Source organism: Pantoea sp. Acro-807, assembly GCF_011752675.1.
Classification (GTDB): Bacteria; Pseudomonadota; Gammaproteobacteria; order Enterobacterales; family Enterobacteriaceae; genus Pantoea; species Pantoea eucrina.
Map to the genome: position 1 here is coordinate 182344 of NZ_VWXE01000004.1, position 15302 is coordinate 197645.

The following is a 15302-nucleotide window of genomic DNA, read 5'->3' on the forward strand; positions in this document are numbered from 1 at the left end:
AGATAACGGATTCACACATCCCGATCAGGGATAAACTTTATATTTGAAATACTTCTGCGCCAGGCGATCGTAGGTACCGTTGCGGTGCAGTTCTGCCAGGGCCGCATTAATCAGTTTAAGATTTGCGACATCATCTTTGCGCAGCCCGATTCCCACGCCGTTACCTAATACAGCTTTATCGGTCAGGGTCACTTTATTCACATATTTCTTTCCTTCTGCGGTATTCAGGAAGCCCTGATCGGCAGACACCGCATTTGCCAGCGTGCCATCAAGGCGTCCGGCAACGAGATCGGGATAAATCTCCATCTGGTTGGGATAGGAGACCACGCTGACGCCTTTGGGTGCCCAGTAAGTCTGCGCGTAGGTTTCCTGAATAGTCCCCTGCGCTACGCCGATGTTTTTACCGCGCAGCGTGGCGATATCATCAGTCAGGGCGCTGTCAGCCGGGGTGATGAGCGCGCTGGGGGTGACATAAAGCATATCGCTGAATGCAACCTGCTCGCGTCGTTTCTCCGTCATCGACATGGCTGACAAAATCGCGTCAAACTTCTTTGCCTGCAGCGCCGGAATAGAGCCATCAAAGCCAATCTGAACCCATTTGCAGCTCACTTTGGCCTGGGCACAAATGGCGTTGCCGAGATCGATGTCAAACCCCTGCAGCGAGCCATCGCTGGCTTTGGATTCAAAAGGGGGAAAGGTGGGATCGACGCCAAAACGCAGCGTCTGTTGCGCCGCGGCTGACTGAATAGCGCAGTACGAGAGCAGCAGAGCCAGTGAAATTCGCTTATACATAATTCTCTCCGGAAGGCTGAAAGCACAGAGAGCAGTCATATCATGACCCGCAGCATTCAGCCAGAGCGGCAGCCGCGATTTGCAGAGCAAATTCTTATAATAGTTAGGGGGTTAGCGAAAATTACGACGGCCATCAGATTAACTTAAGGCGGCGGGTGACGTTTTCCTGACTGAAACCCGGCACGAAGCGGCCGCTCCGTGCCGGGTGAATCACGTTATCAGAAACCGCTAAGCACCAGCTTGCCGCGCGCGCGTCCGCTCTCGATCAGCGCATGCGCTTTGCGCAGGTTAGCCGCATTGATGCTGCCAAGATGCTCCCCGGCGGTGGTCTGCAGGGTGCCATCATCAATCAGCTGGCTGATACGCTGCAGAATCTCATGCTGGCGCTGCATATCCGGCGTTTCAAACAGCGAGCGCGTAAACATCAGCTCCCAGTGTAATGAGATCGCTTTACGCTTAAGCGGCATGGCATCCAGCGTCTCCGGATCGTCAATCAGCGCCAGCTTGCCCTGCGGCGCCAGCACCTCAATCAGCTGCGTATAGTAGCTGTCGGTATGGGTCAGCGACGCAACATATTTCACCGTGTCGATGCCGAGCGCACGCAGCTGCTCCGCCAGCGGCTGGTGATGATTGATGACGTGATGCGCGCCCTGCTGCTGCACCCACTCTTCAGTCTCAGGACGGGATGCCGTACCGATAATTGTCAGCCCGGTGAGTTTGCGTGCCAGCTGGGTGAGAATAGAACCCACTCCCCCGCCCGCGCCCACAATCAGCAGCGCTGCGTTCTCATCCGCCTGCACCTCAAGACGGTCAAACAGCAGCTCCCATGCGGTGAGTGACGTCAGCGGCAGCGCAGCCGCATCGGCATCGCTCAGGGAGCGCGGTTTGTGGCCGGCGATGCGCTCATCCACCAGACCATACTCTGCATAGCTGCCGGCCCGGCTGATATCGCCGGCATAAAACACCTCATCGCCCGGGCGGAACAGCGTAACCGCTTCACCCACCGCCTCTACCACACCGACGGCATCCCAGCCCAGAATGCGCGGCTGCTCAGTGGCGGCGCCTTTACGTACTTTGGTGTCGACCGGATTCACCGCAATGGCATTGATTTTGACCAGCAGATCGCGGGCGCCCGGCTGGGGTTTGGCGACGTCAGCGTCATACAGCGCATTTTCATCCGAAATGGGTAAGCCGTTCTGACTATAAACAATGGCTTTCATGCCTTATCTCCATGGTGATTGACAGATTTTCTGAATACCCATCAAGCATAGCGGGCAATGGCGCATGGAAAAATCGACGTTGCAGGGGAAGACTTTCACTCGTAGAGTGAAAATCCGGTTTGCCAGGTAAAAACGTCATGGTTCGTCTCGAAGATATTACGCTGTTTGTCCGCTCAGCTGCGCTGGGCAGCTTCTCCCGTGCCGCGCGCGAAGCAAACCTGCTGCCGGGTCAGGTCAGCGCGGCAATTCAGCGGCTGGAGCGCGATCTCGATCGCCGCCTGTTTGCGCGCTCAACGCGCAGTCTGCGGCTTACCGCCGAGGGTGAGCGCTATCTGCCTTTTGCACAGGAGATGCTGGCGCTGATGCAGGCAGGTGCAGAGAGTCTGCAGCGTCATGACGACGAACTGCGCGGTGAACTGAAAATTGCGATGCCATCCGATATCGGGCGGCATATCCTGCTGCCGTTACTGACCCGTTTCTGCCGTCAGCATACCGGATTGCAGCTGCGCCTTTCACTCTCCGATCAGGTCAGTAACGTCTTCCGCGATCCGGTAGATATCGCTATTCGCTACGGCAAATTAGAGGAGAGCAGCTACGTTGCGCTGCCGCTGGCTGAAAATAACCGGCGGGTACTGGTCGCATCACCCGATTATCTTATTGAACATGGCCGGCCTGCCGCGCTGACCGATCTCACCCGCCATCACTGTCTGCCGTTTATGATGGGAGGCCACGTATATGATAAATGGAGCTTTCCGCAGGCGGAGGGCGCGCAGCTTATCACGGTAAAAAGCCGCCTTATGTGTGATGACGCGGAAGTCGCACGCCGCTGGGCGCTGGCAGGAATGGGTATCGCCTATAAGTCCTGGCTGGATGTGGCTGAGGATGTACATCAGGGGAGGCTGGAGTTGATTCTGCCTGAGGTAAAAGGTGAGGCGACGCCACTGCATCTGATCTGTCCGCACCGCAGGCAATTCTCGCCAGCGATTCGCGCCCTGCACCATCACTTACGTGAGCATCTGCAAAACAGCGTGTCGCTGCCGGGCAAAGATTAATGAGTGAGCCAGCGGTTAACCGCTACTCTCACGCTTATCAGCGCCAGCATCACGAATAATCCCGTTCGGATTCCTCTCTATTCTCTGCTGCCTTTACGCTATCAAACCAGAGCCGGTCAGCTTTTCCTGACGCGTAACCCTTGTCCGCCTCCGGTTTAAGATGGCCTGGCATGGTATTCTTATTCTGAATCAGTAATAGTAAGCCACAGCACATATTTGTCAGGCTAACTATTCAGGATAGATAATGTCTTATTCCAGACCCCGATCGCGCAACCTGCTCACACACCTCGTGCTGTTTATTGTGGTAATCAATGTCATTGATGTTATTCATGCGCTGCTGAACTGATGTCAGACAGCCAGATGAATATCGCGGGAGGGAGCGGTGCTGCAGCACCGCACTTTCTCAGGAGTTATCGGGAGGCGTACTGCTTTCACTGAACTGCGGACGCTGGCGGGTCACTGAATAAACCACATGTTTCGGCTTAGCCGTATCCGTGGTGATATCAACGCCCGGAATGGTGACTTTGCCAAAACCAAACAGCGTCTGTACATAGCCGCCGATTTCATGCTTGCCTGCCGCCACGTGGATCTCTTTATTCTCACCTTTTTTCAGCATGCCCGCTTCCTGGCCGTCAACGGTAACATACACTGCCGATCCATCATCCGTGCGCGTAACCAGGTGTGAAACGTTGATTACCGTAGGTCCGCTGGCAAAGGGCGTGTCGGTGTTGCTGTTCTCAATCGGTGCGGCAGCACTCACCTCTGCCGGCGCGGTGCTGGCAGTCTCATCAGCGTGATGACGGGCGCAGCCGGTAAGCAGTAAGGCAGCGGTTAAAGAAGCCAGTGTAAAACGTGAAAGCATTGTGACGATCATCCCTTAGCAAAATGAGAAGCGTTTAGTTTAGCGTGGCTTCTCATGTGATAACAGTCACAGGATTCCAGTATTTTCCGAAAAACCTGCCGCCGGCTAACTGCTGCTGGCCGCCAGAATCGCCAGGTCCGTATAGCCCCGCTCCGCCAGCTCGCTGGCCGCCTGTGCGGCGCGTATACCGCTGGCGCAAACCAGCACGATGCGCCGCCCAGAGGGTGGCTGCCAGGCCGCCAGATCTGCCGGCAAAATACGCTCAGCCTGGCTTGCCACGCTGTGGGGCGCTTCATCCCGGCTGCGTAGCTCGACAATACAATCTGCCGGGGTAAGCAGCGAGCAGTCGATAAAGGGCACGCCCGGCACGACAGGCTCCTGCGCTTCATCAAAGCGAAACGCGCGAAAGTGCCAGTTCACAAAATCGCAGTTGACCAGTAATCCCAGCGGAGACGGCTGCAGATCAAGCAGCACCGTAAGCGCCATCTGCGCCTGTATGGCGCCAAGCGCGGCCACAGCCGGCCCCATCACCCCTGCCGTGTTGCAGCTGGCAGCCGTACGCGGCAGCCGGGGAAACAGCGCCCGGTAGCTGGGCGCACCTCCGCAAAATCCGCCCGCATAGCCCTGCCGGCCCAGCACTGAAGCGCTGATAAACGGTGTACCGGTCGCATAGCAGGCGTCTGAAAGCTGCCAGGTAACGGCAAAATTGTCGGCCGCGTCGATGACCAGCGAACAGTCAGCCATAGCCTGCGCGATGTTGCTGGCCGTCAGGGCCTGTGCGCAGGTTTCGATATTGACCTCAGGATTGCGCTGCGTCAGCGCCTGACGCGCGCTGAGCACTTTTGACTGCCCGATATCCTGCTGCGTAAAGAGCGTCTGGCGATGCAGATTATGCAGCGCCACTTCATCGGCATCATAAATACGCAGCGTCCCCACGCCGGCCCCCACCAGCTGCGGCAGAAGCGTCGCGCTCAGCCCGCCCGCGCCAGCTACCAGCACGCGCGCCTGCGCCAGCTTACGCTGCCCTGACGCACCGATTTCCGGCAGTATCATCTGTCGCTGATAGCGTTCCATCCTGTTCTCCTCAGCTTAGTGTGGCCAGACCGAATACCGGCGTTGATGCCATCGCCATATCGCGCTTTTCCATCAGCCCTGCCTCACAGGCGCTGCGCCCCGCAGCAATGGCCTGGCTGAACGCCGCTGCCATGCGGATGGGATCGCCCGCTTTCGCGACGGCGGTATTAAGCAGAATGCCGTCAAAGCCCAGCTCCATCGCCTGCGCCGCCTGGGAAGGAGCACCGATCCCGGCATCGATAATCAGCGGCGTATCCGGGAACCACGCCCGCATGGCGCGCAATCCGTCAATATTACGCAGGCCCTGCCCTGAGCCAATCGGTGCGCCCCAGGGCATCAGTAGCTCGCAGCCAGCAGCCAGCAGTTTCTCGCCAACAATCAGATCTTCCGTGGTATAGGGAAATACGCTAAATCCTTCAGCACACAGGATGCGTGCGGCTTCCACCAGCGCAAACGGATCGGGCTGCAGCGTATCGGCATGCCCAATCACCTCAAGTTTGATCCAGGCCGTATTGAACAGCTCGCGCGCCATATGCGCCGTGGTTACCGCCTCTTTCACCGTGTGGCAACCTGCGGTATTGGGCAGTACGCGAACGTTAAGGCTGGCCAGCAGGTCGCGAAACGCGGCACCCGCACTGCCCTCCCGCCGCAGGCTTACGGTAATAATTTCACTGCCCGCCGCCGCTATCGCCTGCTGCAGAATGGCCGGTGACGGATACCCTGCTGTACCCAGCAGAAAGCGCGATGCGCCCGTAAAGTCGTAAAACATGCGTTACCCTCCCTGCATCGGTGACAGGACTTCCAGCTGGCAGCCTGCCGCAAGCGGCTGACGGGAGTAAGCGCTTCTGGGCACGAAGTTGCCATTCAGCGCTGTCGCCACGCAGCTGGCATCGATTTGCTGCTCCTGCAGCAGTTCGCTGACTGTCTGCGCCTGGGTTTCAACGATCTGTCCGTTAAGCTGGATTTGCATAAGGGGTCTCCTGAATCAGTTTTTGCATCAGCTGCTCTGCCAGCATCGGCGCCAGCAGAAAGCCGTGGCGATACATGCCGTTAAGATAATAAATACCGTTTTCATAACGAATTTCGGGCAGGTTATCCGGCCAGGCGGGCCGCAGGCCGCTGGCGCTCTCGATAATGCGCGCTTCAGCCAGCGCCGGATGTATCGCCCAGGCGGCGCTCAGCAACTCCATCATGGCGCGCGCGCTGATGGCGCTGTCATCATCGCTCTCGACCATGGTGGCACCCAGCATAAAGCAGCCGTTACGCCGCGGAACCAGATAGCAGGGAAAACGCGGATGCAGCAGACGAAGCGGTCGTGAAAAGTGCAGATCCCGACTCTGTAAGATAATCATTTCACCGCGCACGGCCCGCAACGAGGGCAGCGCGTCGCGGGCATGAATGCCACGACAATCGATGATCTGCCCGGAAGGCGCGGAGTGATGGAACGTTGCACCGTGCGCCTCAAGCTTCTGGCGCAGCTCAGTGAGCGCCAGCCGGGGATCGAGATGTGCTTCGCCCGCAAACAGCAGCCCCCGTGCGAAGCGATCCTCCAGCGCCGGCTCTACCTCTGCCGGATTGACCCACTGATGCGCGTGAGTCAGGCGCGCAAAACGGTTCAGCTCCTGACTGTCGCGTGGCGGAGCCAGCACCAGCGTGCCCTGATGCTCAACGCAGCTTACGCGCTGCTGCCACCAGCGAGCGGCATGCTGACCCAGTGAAATAACCTCGGCGGGCGCGCTTTCTGCTTCACACCAGGGCGCCAGCATGCCACCGGCATACCAGGATGCGGGCGGACGCTGCGCGTCATCGATGACTTCAACTGATTCACCACGCTCCACCAGCAGGGTGGCCACGCATAGTCCGCTGACGCCTGCGCCTAACACGCTCCAGCGGCTCATTGTCTGTGTTCCGGATAAAAAAGAAGGGTCACATCGGCCTCTCAGTGTTGACTGAGACCCGCGGATACAGGAAGGGAGATAAGGAGGTGCAGCCGTTTGCTGCAACATCCCGGACGGCACCGGTCTGGCGCCCTCAGTCTTCCTACGCCAGTATCAACTGGGTCAGGTTCAAAGGGTCGCTGAACCGCGCGGTTGCGCTATCAGCCTCTCAGTCTCTGTGGCGAGACTCCCCCGACATCTTTAGTTTTATTCAAGCCGCATCACGCCGTCAAGGAGAGCCTTTTAAGGCTCTCTTCAGGCGCTTAAATCTTGCACTGCAGAAAACGACTGTTTACGGTTTCTCAACACTTTTAAACAATAACTTAGAAGCCGTTTTGAACGCGGTTTTCTGGCTTATCGGCGTCTGAGACCAGAAATCAGATCACATTAAATTAATATATTTTCTACGGAAAACAGCGAATGTAATGCCACGTTTACGTCTGGGATTATGAAAGACTCAAAGCCTTAATTCGTCGCGGCGAGGGCTTTGGCTGCTTCCTGTGGGTCGGTAATGCTGCGGTAATAAACTTTGCCGAAGGTGCGATCGGGCACGCCACCCAGCTCGATCCCGGTCATTGTTTCATGCATGAATTTAGCCCATAAAAAACCCGCTCGGGACGGGTGTGTTTTTATCAGAACGTTTTCATCGGAATGTAATCTGAACAATATCGAATAATTTTTTCATCATCCGTGATTAAGGTCAGCGCCTCCATGTTCGCCTGAGCAACGATCAGCCGGTCAAACGGATCGCCGTGCATATCACGAGGCAAACGTTTAAGACTTACGGTGTGATGTGATGAAATGGGAAGTTCGTTATAACCGTTTGCGAGCAAGCCGCGCAAAATCTCCTCTGGATCAACCGTAAAATGAGGTTTACCTAACGCGAATTTTATGGCGATTTCATGAATAGATGCGGCGGAAAAATATAGCTCGTTTAAGGGATCAACAATCAGATCGAAACAGGCTTGCGGAAGACGCTTAGAGTCTGCGCAAGCCCAGATAAGATATTGAGTATCAAGAAGATAGCGATTAAAGATGTTCCGCGTTCTTACAGGACTAGTCATTGCCACCTTCAAACATCGACTGGATTTCATCTGACATGAAATCGTTGAAATTATCAGGAATGGCATACTTTTTATGATCTAAAAAGCCAACACGGTTTAACAGAGGCGCTGATTTATAAGGAACTATCATGGCTATCGGATCGCCGTGGTTAGCAATGATGAAACTTTCACCGCTACTCGCTGAACTCAAAATCTGAGAGTAACGAGCTTTCGATTCGGCTACATTCAGGACTTTCATATTAACCTCATTAATTGCGGTCATGAGGTCATATTATCACCTACCTGATAAAAGTGGTCAAGTGGCCATATTTTATATAAGCAACTGATATTGATACTCTTATTTGATAACCGATGTTTATTCTATGAAATGGACGAATATTCGGGATCGGAAAATTTGCATCGAACAAAGTTAAACAGGGATGAAAATCGTCATTGATATGGCCAACATGCTAATGGGTGCAAAACGTTCAGTCCTGGATGTTCTTGATCAGCTTTGAGCGCTCAGCAACGACTCAGATCGCGTGGTCCCGGCGTTGAGCTTAAATCAGATCATGGTTGCCTTTACCCGCGCACGTGAGAAGACCGGGCTCAAATGGAAAGTTTCAGCGCCAACTTTTCACAAGATTCGCTAGCGTGATTTCGGCCCGAAGATGACATGAAAAACCTGCATCGCAACGGAGTGGATCGCGCTCTCAGCCTATGTTATACACACTCATGTTAATGAAAATGATGAGATTTTACGGATAATTATCCGCCTACTCTACTTTGGCAAATGACGGAAGACTTATGGAACAGATTAGAATCGCCTTTATCAAGGCTGGCTGGCATAAAGATATTGTGAACAATGCGCTGGCAGGATTTGTCAGTGAATTCAATGAGCAGGGCGCAGACAGCGTGCTGAAAACCTATGATGTGCCCGGTGCTTTTGAGATGCCGCTGCTGGCAAAGCGCCTGGCCGAAACCGGTCGTTTTGATGCCATTGTCTGTGCCGCGCTGGTCGTGGATGGCGGGATTTACCGTCACGATTTTGTTGCGCAGGCAGTGGTTGACGGCCTGATGAGCGTGCAGCTCAGTACCAACGTACCGGTGTTTTCTGTTTCACTGACGCCACATAATTTTCAGCCGGTCAATGAACTGGAATCATTTTATACCGAGCATTTTATTAAGAAAGGAAAAGAAGCTGCACGAGCCGTGCTGGCTATCCATCAGCTTAATATTGATTAAGGCTGATAAAGCATTACGTTTGTTCCGCCTGTTTAATAATGGCGTGCAATGCAGAAATAAGCTTATTTACAGGACGCGCAATAATACCATTATGCGCGTCCTGTCATATTTACTGTTTAACGACTTGCTTCATGGCCAATCAATCCGCCAATAGCCGCCCCGCCCAGCGTACCGAACGTACTGCCGCCGGTCAGCACGGCACCGCCCAGCGCGCCAACGCCAGCACCAATTGCGGTATTTTTACCACGATGAGACATGCCGCTGCATGCGGTAACAGACAAAGCCAGCACCAGTACGGCGGCAATATTAAAGCTGCGTTTTAAAGTCATCAAAATCCTCATTACCATTTAATAATGGAATGCAATCAGGTTAATGTTGTTAGTTATTTGATCGCCCTTTGCCAGCAGGCGGCATGGGTCTCAGGATGCGAATTTAAAGTGCTGCAGAAATTTAAGAAAGGTAAAAATTCTTATTTTAGTCTGGCCCTGTCCGGGTTCCGAATTAAGCGCTGATAAAACAGCCAATGGTGAAGAAATAATGGAGAATAGTTATGAATAAAGGGTAGCGCGCCGCAGCACGCTACCCTTTTTGGCTATTAACGCTGAGGATGATTCACTTCAAGCGGACGCAGATCGAACACCAGCACCTCGGCATCATTACCATTCGCAAAAGTCAGCGCCGTTTCATTACGCACCCGCGCGCCGTCGCCCGCGCTGAAGCGCACGCCGTTAACCTCAATACTGCCGCGCGCAACATGAATATAGGCGTAGCGATCGGCTGCCAGCGTCAGCGTCTGCTGCTCATTATCGTTGAACAGGCCTGCATAGATGCGCATATCCTGTCGCACCTGCAGCGAACCGGACTCGCCCTGCGGCGAGACAATCAGGCGCAGTTTGCCGCGCTTATCCTGTTCCGCCACGGAAACCTGCTGATAGCCTGGCGCGGTATTGCGCTCTGCCGGCACAATCCAGATCTGCAGAAAATGCACGTTATCGCTTTTCGAGTGATTAAACTCGCTGTGCGTCACGCCGCTGCCAGCGCTCATCAGCTGCACATCACCCGGCACGATAACAGAACCGGTACCCATTGAGTCTTTGTGCTCCAGAGCACCTTCCAGCACATAGGAGATGATCTCCATATTATTGTGCGGATGGGCACCAAAGCCGCGACCGGGTGCAACCTGGTCGTCGTTAATCACCAGCAGATCAGAGAAGCCCACCTGCTGTGGATCGCGGTAGCCTGCAAAGGAAAAGGTGTGGCGTGAATACAGCCAGCCGTGATCGCCGGTGCCGCGCTGATTTGAAAGGCGTTGTTCAATCATGATCTGCTCCTGAATAAGTAAGGGAAACGATTTTGCTTCCTGATGTGATTCAGTATACGTAAACTGATTTGCTCAACAATGTGCTGACATGACAATCACTGTCACGAATTAGTGGACACTATGCAGATAGACGATCTTCGTATTTACGTTGCTGTTATCCATGCGGGCAACTTCAGTGCAGCCGCTGAACAGCTGATGCTTTCAAAGCAGTATGTCAGCCGCCGCATGGCGGCGCTGGAAGCGGCGCTGGGCACCCGCCTGCTCAACCGGAATACCCGCAAGCTTTCGGTGACAGAAAATGGTCTGCTGTTTGCGCATCACGCACAGCGCATACTGGATGATGTACAGGAAGCGGAACTGGCAGTATCCGGTCGTCATCAGGCTCTGCAGGGTAACTTCCGTCTGAGCGTGCCGATGTCGTTTGGCATTACGCATCTCTCCCCCTACATTGCTGAATTCCTCACGCTGCATCCCGGCCTGCAGTTTCAGGTTGAGCTGGCCGATCGCCATGTCGATATGGTGGGAGAAGGATTTGATATGGCTATTCGCATCGGCACCCTGCCCGACTCCAGCCTGATCGCACGCAGGCTGGGCGAATTCCGGCGGCTGATCTGCGGCAGCCCTGCCTATCTTCAGGGCGCCGGAGCGCCGGAGACGCCTGCGGAACTGTCGCTGCACCGTTGCCTGCGCTACGGCCGGGAAAGTCAGCAGGGCTGGGAGCTGTTCAGGGACGGGCAGCGCAGCGTCGTGGCAGTTCAGGGGCCGATGGTCAGTAATAATGGTGAAATGCTGCGCGATGCGGCGATTGCCGGGCTGGGGCTGATCCTGCTGCCGGAATTTATCGTGGCGCCGGCGCTGGCCAGCGGTGAATTAATACGCGTGCTGGATGCGTGGCAGCCCGCCTCGCTGCACCTTAATGCGCTCTACCCGCAGCATCGCCAGCGCAGCGAGATCCACCGGCAGTTTATTGCGTTTTTACAGCAAAAACTGGCGGCTCAGTGAGCCAGCGCCAGCAGCGCTGCACCCAGCATGCCACCCTGATGAGCATGGCGGCCGGGGATCACCAGCGGCTGCGGCGTACGGCGCAGCACCCGCTTCTGCACCGCCTCGTTAAGGGCAGCTATCAGCGGAACAACGGAGGCCAGCCCGCCGCCGACGGCGACGCAGCTCGCTCCGGTGATGTTAACGGTGTAGGCCAGCGGCTCACTCACCAGCTGGAGCCACGCCTCCAGCGTCTGCTGCGCCTGGTTTTCGTCTGCCTGCCAGCGTGAAACGATCGCTTTGCTGGTGAGCGTTTCATCATGCAGCACGCGGTGCAGGGTTTCCAGACCGCGCGCTCCGCCATAAGTATCAAGACAGCCGCTCTGACCGCACGGGCACGGCTGACGCGGTATGGCAACCGTTTTGCCTGCGATATCAACTTCGCGTAGTGTGATCGGGCCATGTCCCCACTCACCGGTTAAGCCATTCTGACCGGTGATCAGCCGGCCATCTGCAACCAGTCCGCCGCCCACGCCTGAACCGAGGATAGCGCCCAGCACCACTTTATGCCCCTGTCCGGCCCCGGCCAGCGCCTCCGCAACGGCAAAACAGTCGGCATCGTTATGGACCGTGACCGGACGCTGCAGGTATGCGCCAAGCTCCTGCGCCATATGACGTCCGTGAAAGGCAGGTATGTTACTGGCAAACATCTCGCCGCTCAGTGGCGCGACAATTCCGGCGGTGGAAACCGCGACCGGGGAGTGCGCGCTGAAATGTGCCTGATGTCTGGCGATCGTATCGCTGACGGTAGCGCAAAACGCTTCCCAGGAGCGGGCGGGCATCGGCTGCTGATCGAGCAGCTGGATCTGCTCAGCCTGCGTCATCACGCCAAGTTTAATAAATGAACCGCCAAGATCGAGGCAGATTACCGGTAAGGCAGGAATAGTCATTGCAGAGTCCGCTGGGTCAGCAAAAAGTTGCTGGCAATGTAAATAAAATAACGCCGGCAGGAAACGGGCCGCACAGGTTTTTTCGCATCGGCGCAATAAACGGCTAAAAGGTATGCAGACGCCGCGCAGGATTACCGGCGCCAGCCTGGCGCATCATCATGCTCATTTCATTAATACCTGAAACTGCGGATTAAACTCATCAAACAGCGGCAGCGCTGCCGCACCCAGCGCGGCGGTATCACTGCCGCTCATTCCGGTCCGTATGCGCGTGGCGGTCAGGTAGCGCCCGCGCACAGACTGGTAAAGCGGCGGCAGGCGCGCAACGATTTTCTCCAGCAGGGCAGCGGGGATCATACCGCCAATAATCACGCTCTCTGCGTCAAAGATGCACTCCAGCATATTGATGGCCTGGCGCAGCGGCGTCAGCGCAGTGGCGATCCACGCGTCAAACAGCTCTGCCGGCACCGCCAGCAAATCGTCCGGCAGCGCGGTCATGGGATCAAGCCCGCAGAATTCATAGGCTGCCTGCAGCGAGACATAGCGTTCCAGGCACCCCTGATTGCCGCAGTAGCAGTCGCGCCCGCCGGGATCCACCACCATATGGCCAACTTCACCGGCGTTATGTGCATCACCGCTGCAGACGTGACCATCAACAATGATACCTGCACCCAGCCCGGTACCAATGTAGAGATAGATAAACGAATTAAGATGGCGCGCCACGCCGTGAAAGCGCTCGCCAATTGCCGCTACCGTGGCATCATTTTCCAGCGTCACCGGCAGCTGACTGAGTGCCGCCAGCTCTCCTGCAATATCGACATCTTCCCAGCCGTGCAGCGTGGTCGGCCCCAGTGAAGAGAGTCCCTCAACGCCAAAGGGCCCGGGCATCACAACGCCGATACCCAGCACTTTGCGCCAGCGCGCACCCAGCTGCGTCTTAATCTCATCCAGTACCGAGGCGATGCGCGCCAGGGTGGCAGCAGGCTCCGGTTTTTGCACCATAATGAGACGGCGAAAATGGATTTCGCCGGTTAAATCCACCAGCACCATCAGCAGCGTCTGGTGATCAAGATGAATACCGATTGAAAACGCACTGGCCGGATTCAGCGTGACGGGAATAGCGGGCTGTCCGCGTCCCTGACGTCGCGGTCCGTGGCTTATCAGCAGTTCCGCCTGTTCAAGTTCAGCGACAATATTGGATACCGTTTGCGCGGTCAGGGCCGTGAGCCGCGCCAGCTCAGCCCGTGTCAGTTCACCGTGCAGGCGAATGGCCTCAATGATCACGCGCCGGTTATGCGCCCGCGCGTGTTCAAGGTTAGTCCCTGATGTTCTCATCGTGCTATTTCCTTTTCGCGCCTGGCCGCTCTGCCACCGCAACAATATCTATGATCGCTGGCACATTTTACAACCTGTTTACCTGACAGCGGCGAGAAAACGTGCAAAGTAGAAGCAGGACCCGCAGCAGATCGTTTCTGGCACATCGCTTGCTTACCTTTCTGTGGCATGGCAACTGACGCACACTTTTGCGCACGTTATTAAATCAATCAAATTGATTTAATTAATCTCTCACAGCTTTCAGGCGGACATATCATGAAAAAATCGGTTCACGGTTGTTTGGCACTGTTTCTGCTCGCCAGCGCTGCCAGCGCGACGGCGGCCACCTCACTCAATGCGCTGTTTATGACTCAGGCAGCCTATAGTGAGAGCGATATTCGCGCCATGACGCAGGCGTTTGAAAAAGCGAATCCGGACGTAAAGGTCAACCTTGAGTTTGTGCCGTATGAAGCGCTGCACGACAAGATTGTCGCGGCACGGGGTGCGGGCGGAAATGGCTACGACGTGGTGCTGTTTGATGCGATCTGGCCGGCGGAATTCACAAAATTTAACCTGCTGCAGGATGTCAGCAGCCGTATCAGTGCCGAAGATAAGGCGCAGATTTTCCCCGGCGCGCTTAAAACCGTGGTGTTCAACGGTAAAACGCTCGGTATGCCGTGGATTCTGGACACCAAATATCTGTATTACAACAAAGCGATGCTGGAGAAAGCGGGTATCCGCGACCTGCCGCAAACCTGGCAGCAGGTAATGGATGACGCGCGCATTATTAAAGAGAAAAAGATCGTGAATTATCCGCTGGTGTGGAGCTGGTCTCAGGCGGAAGCGCTGGTATGCGACTACACCACGCTGGTCTCCGGCTTTGGCGGGCAGTTCTATCAGAATGGCAAGCTTAGCTTCTCCAGCCCCGCTTCACTGCAGGCGGTAAAACTGATGAAAAGCTCGCTTGATGACGGACTGACTAACCCCGCCTCACGTGAGTATCTGGAAGAAGATGTGCGCAAAGCGTTCTCCAATGGCGATGCCGCGTTCGCGCTGAACTGGACTTATATGTACAACATGGCCAACGATGCAAAACAGAGCAAAGTTGCGGGTCAGGTTGGCATTATGCCTGCACCCGGCGATGCGCCAGGCAAAGCGGGCGCGGTCAACGGCTCAATGGGGCTCGGTATCGCCAGCGGCAGCACCCATGCCGATCAGGCGTGGCAGTATATCCGATACATGACCTCTCAGCCGGTGCAGAACAACTATGCCCGTCTGAGCCTGCCTATCTGGAAAAGCTCTTATCAGGATGCGGCGGTGATGAAAGATCAGGAGAGCCTGATTAAGGCAGCGGACACGTCGCTGAGCGTAATGCTGTCACGTCCTGAAACCGCAGACTATTCGCGTCTCTCCAGCACGCTGCAGCAGCAGCTGCAGCAGGTGCTGACCGGCGGCGCGACCCCGGAAGCCGCCATGCAGGCGGTCGATAAAAGTGCCGCGCGGCTGCGCTAAGG

Annotated in this window: 18 protein-coding genes and 1 riboswitch; of the genes, 4 read left to right on the top strand and 14 right to left on the bottom strand. The window is 55.8% G+C overall.

All coding sequences use genetic code 11. The features are described from left to right. Window positions 1–24: 24 nt before the first annotated feature. Window positions 25–792, bottom strand: a complete 768-nt coding sequence (locus tag F3J39_RS11575) for a transporter substrate-binding domain-containing protein (RefSeq protein WP_071668388.1) — start codon at window positions 790–792, stop codon at window positions 25–27. Window positions 793–1010: 218 nt separating this feature from the next. Next, the gene (locus F3J39_RS11580; RefSeq protein WP_071668389.1) at window positions 1011–2012 is read right to left on the bottom strand and encodes a zinc-binding alcohol dehydrogenase family protein; all 1002 of its coding nucleotides are present in this window, start codon (window positions 2010–2012) and stop codon (window positions 1011–1013) included. 137 nt (window positions 2013–2149) lie between these two features. Between F3J39_RS11580 and F3J39_RS11585 the strand changes: the two genes are divergently transcribed. Beyond that, window positions 2150–3064 (top strand): LysR family transcriptional regulator, encoded by a 915-nt coding sequence (locus tag F3J39_RS11585; protein WP_040113614.1) that lies wholly within the window; start codon window positions 2150–2152, stop codon window positions 3062–3064. 403 nt (window positions 3065–3467) lie between these two features. Here F3J39_RS11585 and F3J39_RS11590 read toward each other — a convergent pair whose 3' ends face one another. The 8 genes from F3J39_RS11590 to F3J39_RS11620 all read right to left on the bottom strand — a co-directional run bounded on the left by F3J39_RS11590 (window position 3468) and on the right by F3J39_RS11620 (window position 8239). Beyond that, window positions 3468–3926, bottom strand: a complete 459-nt coding sequence (locus tag F3J39_RS11590) for a hypothetical protein (protein WP_166714214.1) — start codon at window positions 3924–3926, stop codon at window positions 3468–3470. Between the two features lie 105 nt (window positions 3927–4031). Beyond that, on the bottom strand, window positions 4032–5000 hold the full coding sequence (locus F3J39_RS11595) for a HesA/MoeB/ThiF family protein (protein WP_071668390.1): 969 nt from the start codon (window positions 4998–5000) through the stop codon (window positions 4032–4034). A 10-nt stretch (window positions 5001–5010) separates the two neighbouring features. Continuing rightward, on the bottom strand, window positions 5011–5769 hold the full coding sequence (locus F3J39_RS11600) for a thiazole synthase (protein ID WP_094110761.1): 759 nt from the start codon (window positions 5767–5769) through the stop codon (window positions 5011–5013). A 3-nt stretch (window positions 5770–5772) separates the two neighbouring features. Next, window positions 5773–5970, bottom strand: a complete 198-nt coding sequence (gene thiS / locus F3J39_RS11605; protein ID WP_040113622.1) for a sulfur carrier protein ThiS — start codon at window positions 5968–5970, stop codon at window positions 5773–5775. Further along, window positions 5954–6898 carry an FAD-dependent oxidoreductase gene (locus F3J39_RS11610; protein ID WP_166714215.1) on the bottom strand — a complete coding sequence of 315 codons (945 nt, stop codon included), beginning with the start codon at window positions 6896–6898 and terminating at the stop codon, window positions 5954–5956. Before F3J39_RS11610 ends, thiS begins: the two co-directional genes overlap by 17 nt. Before the next feature lie 122 nt (window positions 6899–7020). Next, window positions 7021–7141, bottom strand: a riboswitch (TPP riboswitch). Between the two features lie 261 nt (window positions 7142–7402). Further along, complete coding sequence (locus F3J39_RS18940) at window positions 7403–7525, bottom strand: hypothetical protein (protein WP_255420987.1); 123 nt, start codon at window positions 7523–7525, stop codon at window positions 7403–7405. Window positions 7526–7569: 44 nt separating this feature from the next. After that, the gene (locus F3J39_RS11615) at window positions 7570–8001 is read right to left on the bottom strand and encodes a type II toxin-antitoxin system VapC family toxin (protein WP_166714216.1); all 432 of its coding nucleotides are present in this window, start codon (window positions 7999–8001) and stop codon (window positions 7570–7572) included. Continuing rightward, complete coding sequence (locus F3J39_RS11620) at window positions 7994–8239, bottom strand: hypothetical protein (protein WP_040113898.1); 246 nt, start codon at window positions 8237–8239, stop codon at window positions 7994–7996. Before F3J39_RS11620 ends, F3J39_RS11615 begins: the two co-directional genes overlap by 8 nt. 548 nt (window positions 8240–8787) lie before the next feature. On the opposite strand from F3J39_RS11620, the gene F3J39_RS11625 reads away from it, so the two are divergent. Continuing rightward, window positions 8788–9225: a 6,7-dimethyl-8-ribityllumazine synthase gene (locus tag F3J39_RS11625; protein WP_040113628.1), complete on the top strand. Its 438-nt coding sequence runs from the start codon at window positions 8788–8790 to the stop codon at window positions 9223–9225. Window positions 9226–9341: 116 nt separating this feature from the next. Here F3J39_RS11625 and F3J39_RS11630 read toward each other — a convergent pair whose 3' ends face one another. Next, complete coding sequence (locus F3J39_RS11630; RefSeq protein WP_040113630.1) at window positions 9342–9554, bottom strand: glycine zipper 2TM domain-containing protein; 213 nt, start codon at window positions 9552–9554, stop codon at window positions 9342–9344. A 266-nt stretch (window positions 9555–9820) separates the two neighbouring features. Further along, entirely contained in the window at window positions 9821–10546 is a 726-nt protein-coding gene (locus F3J39_RS11635; RefSeq protein WP_040113632.1) for a pirin family protein, read from the bottom strand. 120 nt (window positions 10547–10666) lie between these two features. Here F3J39_RS11635 and F3J39_RS11640 point away from each other — a divergent pair, with 120 nt between their 5' ends. Further along, window positions 10667–11548, top strand: a complete 882-nt coding sequence (locus F3J39_RS11640; RefSeq protein WP_071668393.1) for a LysR family transcriptional regulator — start codon at window positions 10667–10669, stop codon at window positions 11546–11548. Here the strand turns inward: F3J39_RS11640 and F3J39_RS11645 are convergent. Both F3J39_RS11645 and F3J39_RS11650 read right to left on the bottom strand, forming a co-directional pair. Beyond that, window positions 11542–12477 carry an ROK family protein gene (locus F3J39_RS11645; protein WP_166714217.1) on the bottom strand — a complete coding sequence of 312 codons (936 nt, stop codon included), beginning with the start codon at window positions 12475–12477 and terminating at the stop codon, window positions 11542–11544. The genes F3J39_RS11640 and F3J39_RS11645 overlap by 7 nt on opposite strands. A gap of 162 nt (window positions 12478–12639) precedes the next feature. Further along, the gene (locus F3J39_RS11650; protein ID WP_104085795.1) at window positions 12640–13809 is read right to left on the bottom strand and encodes an ROK family transcriptional regulator; all 1170 of its coding nucleotides are present in this window, start codon (window positions 13807–13809) and stop codon (window positions 12640–12642) included. 255 nt (window positions 13810–14064) lie between these two features. Here F3J39_RS11650 and F3J39_RS11655 point away from each other — a divergent pair, with 255 nt between their 5' ends. Continuing rightward, a complete protein-coding gene (locus tag F3J39_RS11655) occupies window positions 14065–15300 on the top strand; it encodes an extracellular solute-binding protein (RefSeq protein ID WP_071668396.1) in 1236 nt (411 codons plus the stop codon). The last annotated feature ends 2 nt before the right edge of the window (window positions 15301–15302 follow it).

Coding starts and splice junctions, on each gene's coding strand:
- F3J39_RS11615 (WP_166714216.1), bottom strand. CDS start 8,001: ATGACTAGTCCTGTAAGAACGCGGAACATCTTTAATCGCTATCTTCTT.
- F3J39_RS11575 (WP_071668388.1), bottom strand. CDS start 792: ATGTATAAGCGAATTTCACTGGCTCTGCTGCTCTCGTACTGCGCTATT.
- thiS (WP_040113622.1), bottom strand. CDS start 5,970: ATGCAAATCCAGCTTAACGGACAGATCGTTGAAACCCAGGCGCAGACA.
- F3J39_RS11600 (WP_094110761.1), bottom strand. CDS start 5,769: ATGTTTTACGACTTTACGGGCGCATCGCGCTTTCTGCTGGGTACAGCA.
- F3J39_RS11610 (WP_166714215.1), bottom strand. CDS start 6,898: ATGAGCCGCTGGAGCGTGTTAGGCGCAGGCGTCAGCGGACTATGCGTG.
- F3J39_RS11620 (WP_040113898.1), bottom strand. CDS start 8,239: ATGAAAGTCCTGAATGTAGCCGAATCGAAAGCTCGTTACTCTCAGATT.
- F3J39_RS11635 (WP_040113632.1), bottom strand. CDS start 10,546: ATGATTGAACAACGCCTTTCAAATCAGCGCGGCACCGGCGATCACGGC.
- F3J39_RS11590 (WP_166714214.1), bottom strand. CDS start 3,926: ATGCTTTCACGTTTTACACTGGCTTCTTTAACCGCTGCCTTACTGCTT.
- F3J39_RS11580 (WP_071668389.1), bottom strand. CDS start 2,012: ATGAAAGCCATTGTTTATAGTCAGAACGGCTTACCCATTTCGGATGAA.
- F3J39_RS11630 (WP_040113630.1), bottom strand. CDS start 9,554: ATGACTTTAAAACGCAGCTTTAATATTGCCGCCGTACTGGTGCTGGCT.
- F3J39_RS11650 (WP_104085795.1), bottom strand. CDS start 13,809: ATGAGAACATCAGGGACTAACCTTGAACACGCGCGGGCGCATAACCGG.
- F3J39_RS11595 (WP_071668390.1), bottom strand. CDS start 5,000: ATGGAACGCTATCAGCGACAGATGATACTGCCGGAAATCGGTGCGTCA.
- F3J39_RS11625 (WP_040113628.1), top strand. CDS start 8,788: ATGGAACAGATTAGAATCGCCTTTATCAAGGCTGGCTGGCATAAAGAT.
- F3J39_RS11585 (WP_040113614.1), top strand. CDS start 2,150: ATGGTTCGTCTCGAAGATATTACGCTGTTTGTCCGCTCAGCTGCGCTG.
- F3J39_RS11645 (WP_166714217.1), bottom strand. CDS start 12,477: ATGACTATTCCTGCCTTACCGGTAATCTGCCTCGATCTTGGCGGTTCA.
- F3J39_RS18940 (WP_255420987.1), bottom strand. CDS start 7,525: ATGCATGAAACAATGACCGGGATCGAGCTGGGTGGCGTGCCCGATCGC.
- F3J39_RS11655 (WP_071668396.1), top strand. CDS start 14,065: ATGAAAAAATCGGTTCACGGTTGTTTGGCACTGTTTCTGCTCGCCAGC.
- F3J39_RS11640 (WP_071668393.1), top strand. CDS start 10,667: ATGCAGATAGACGATCTTCGTATTTACGTTGCTGTTATCCATGCGGGC.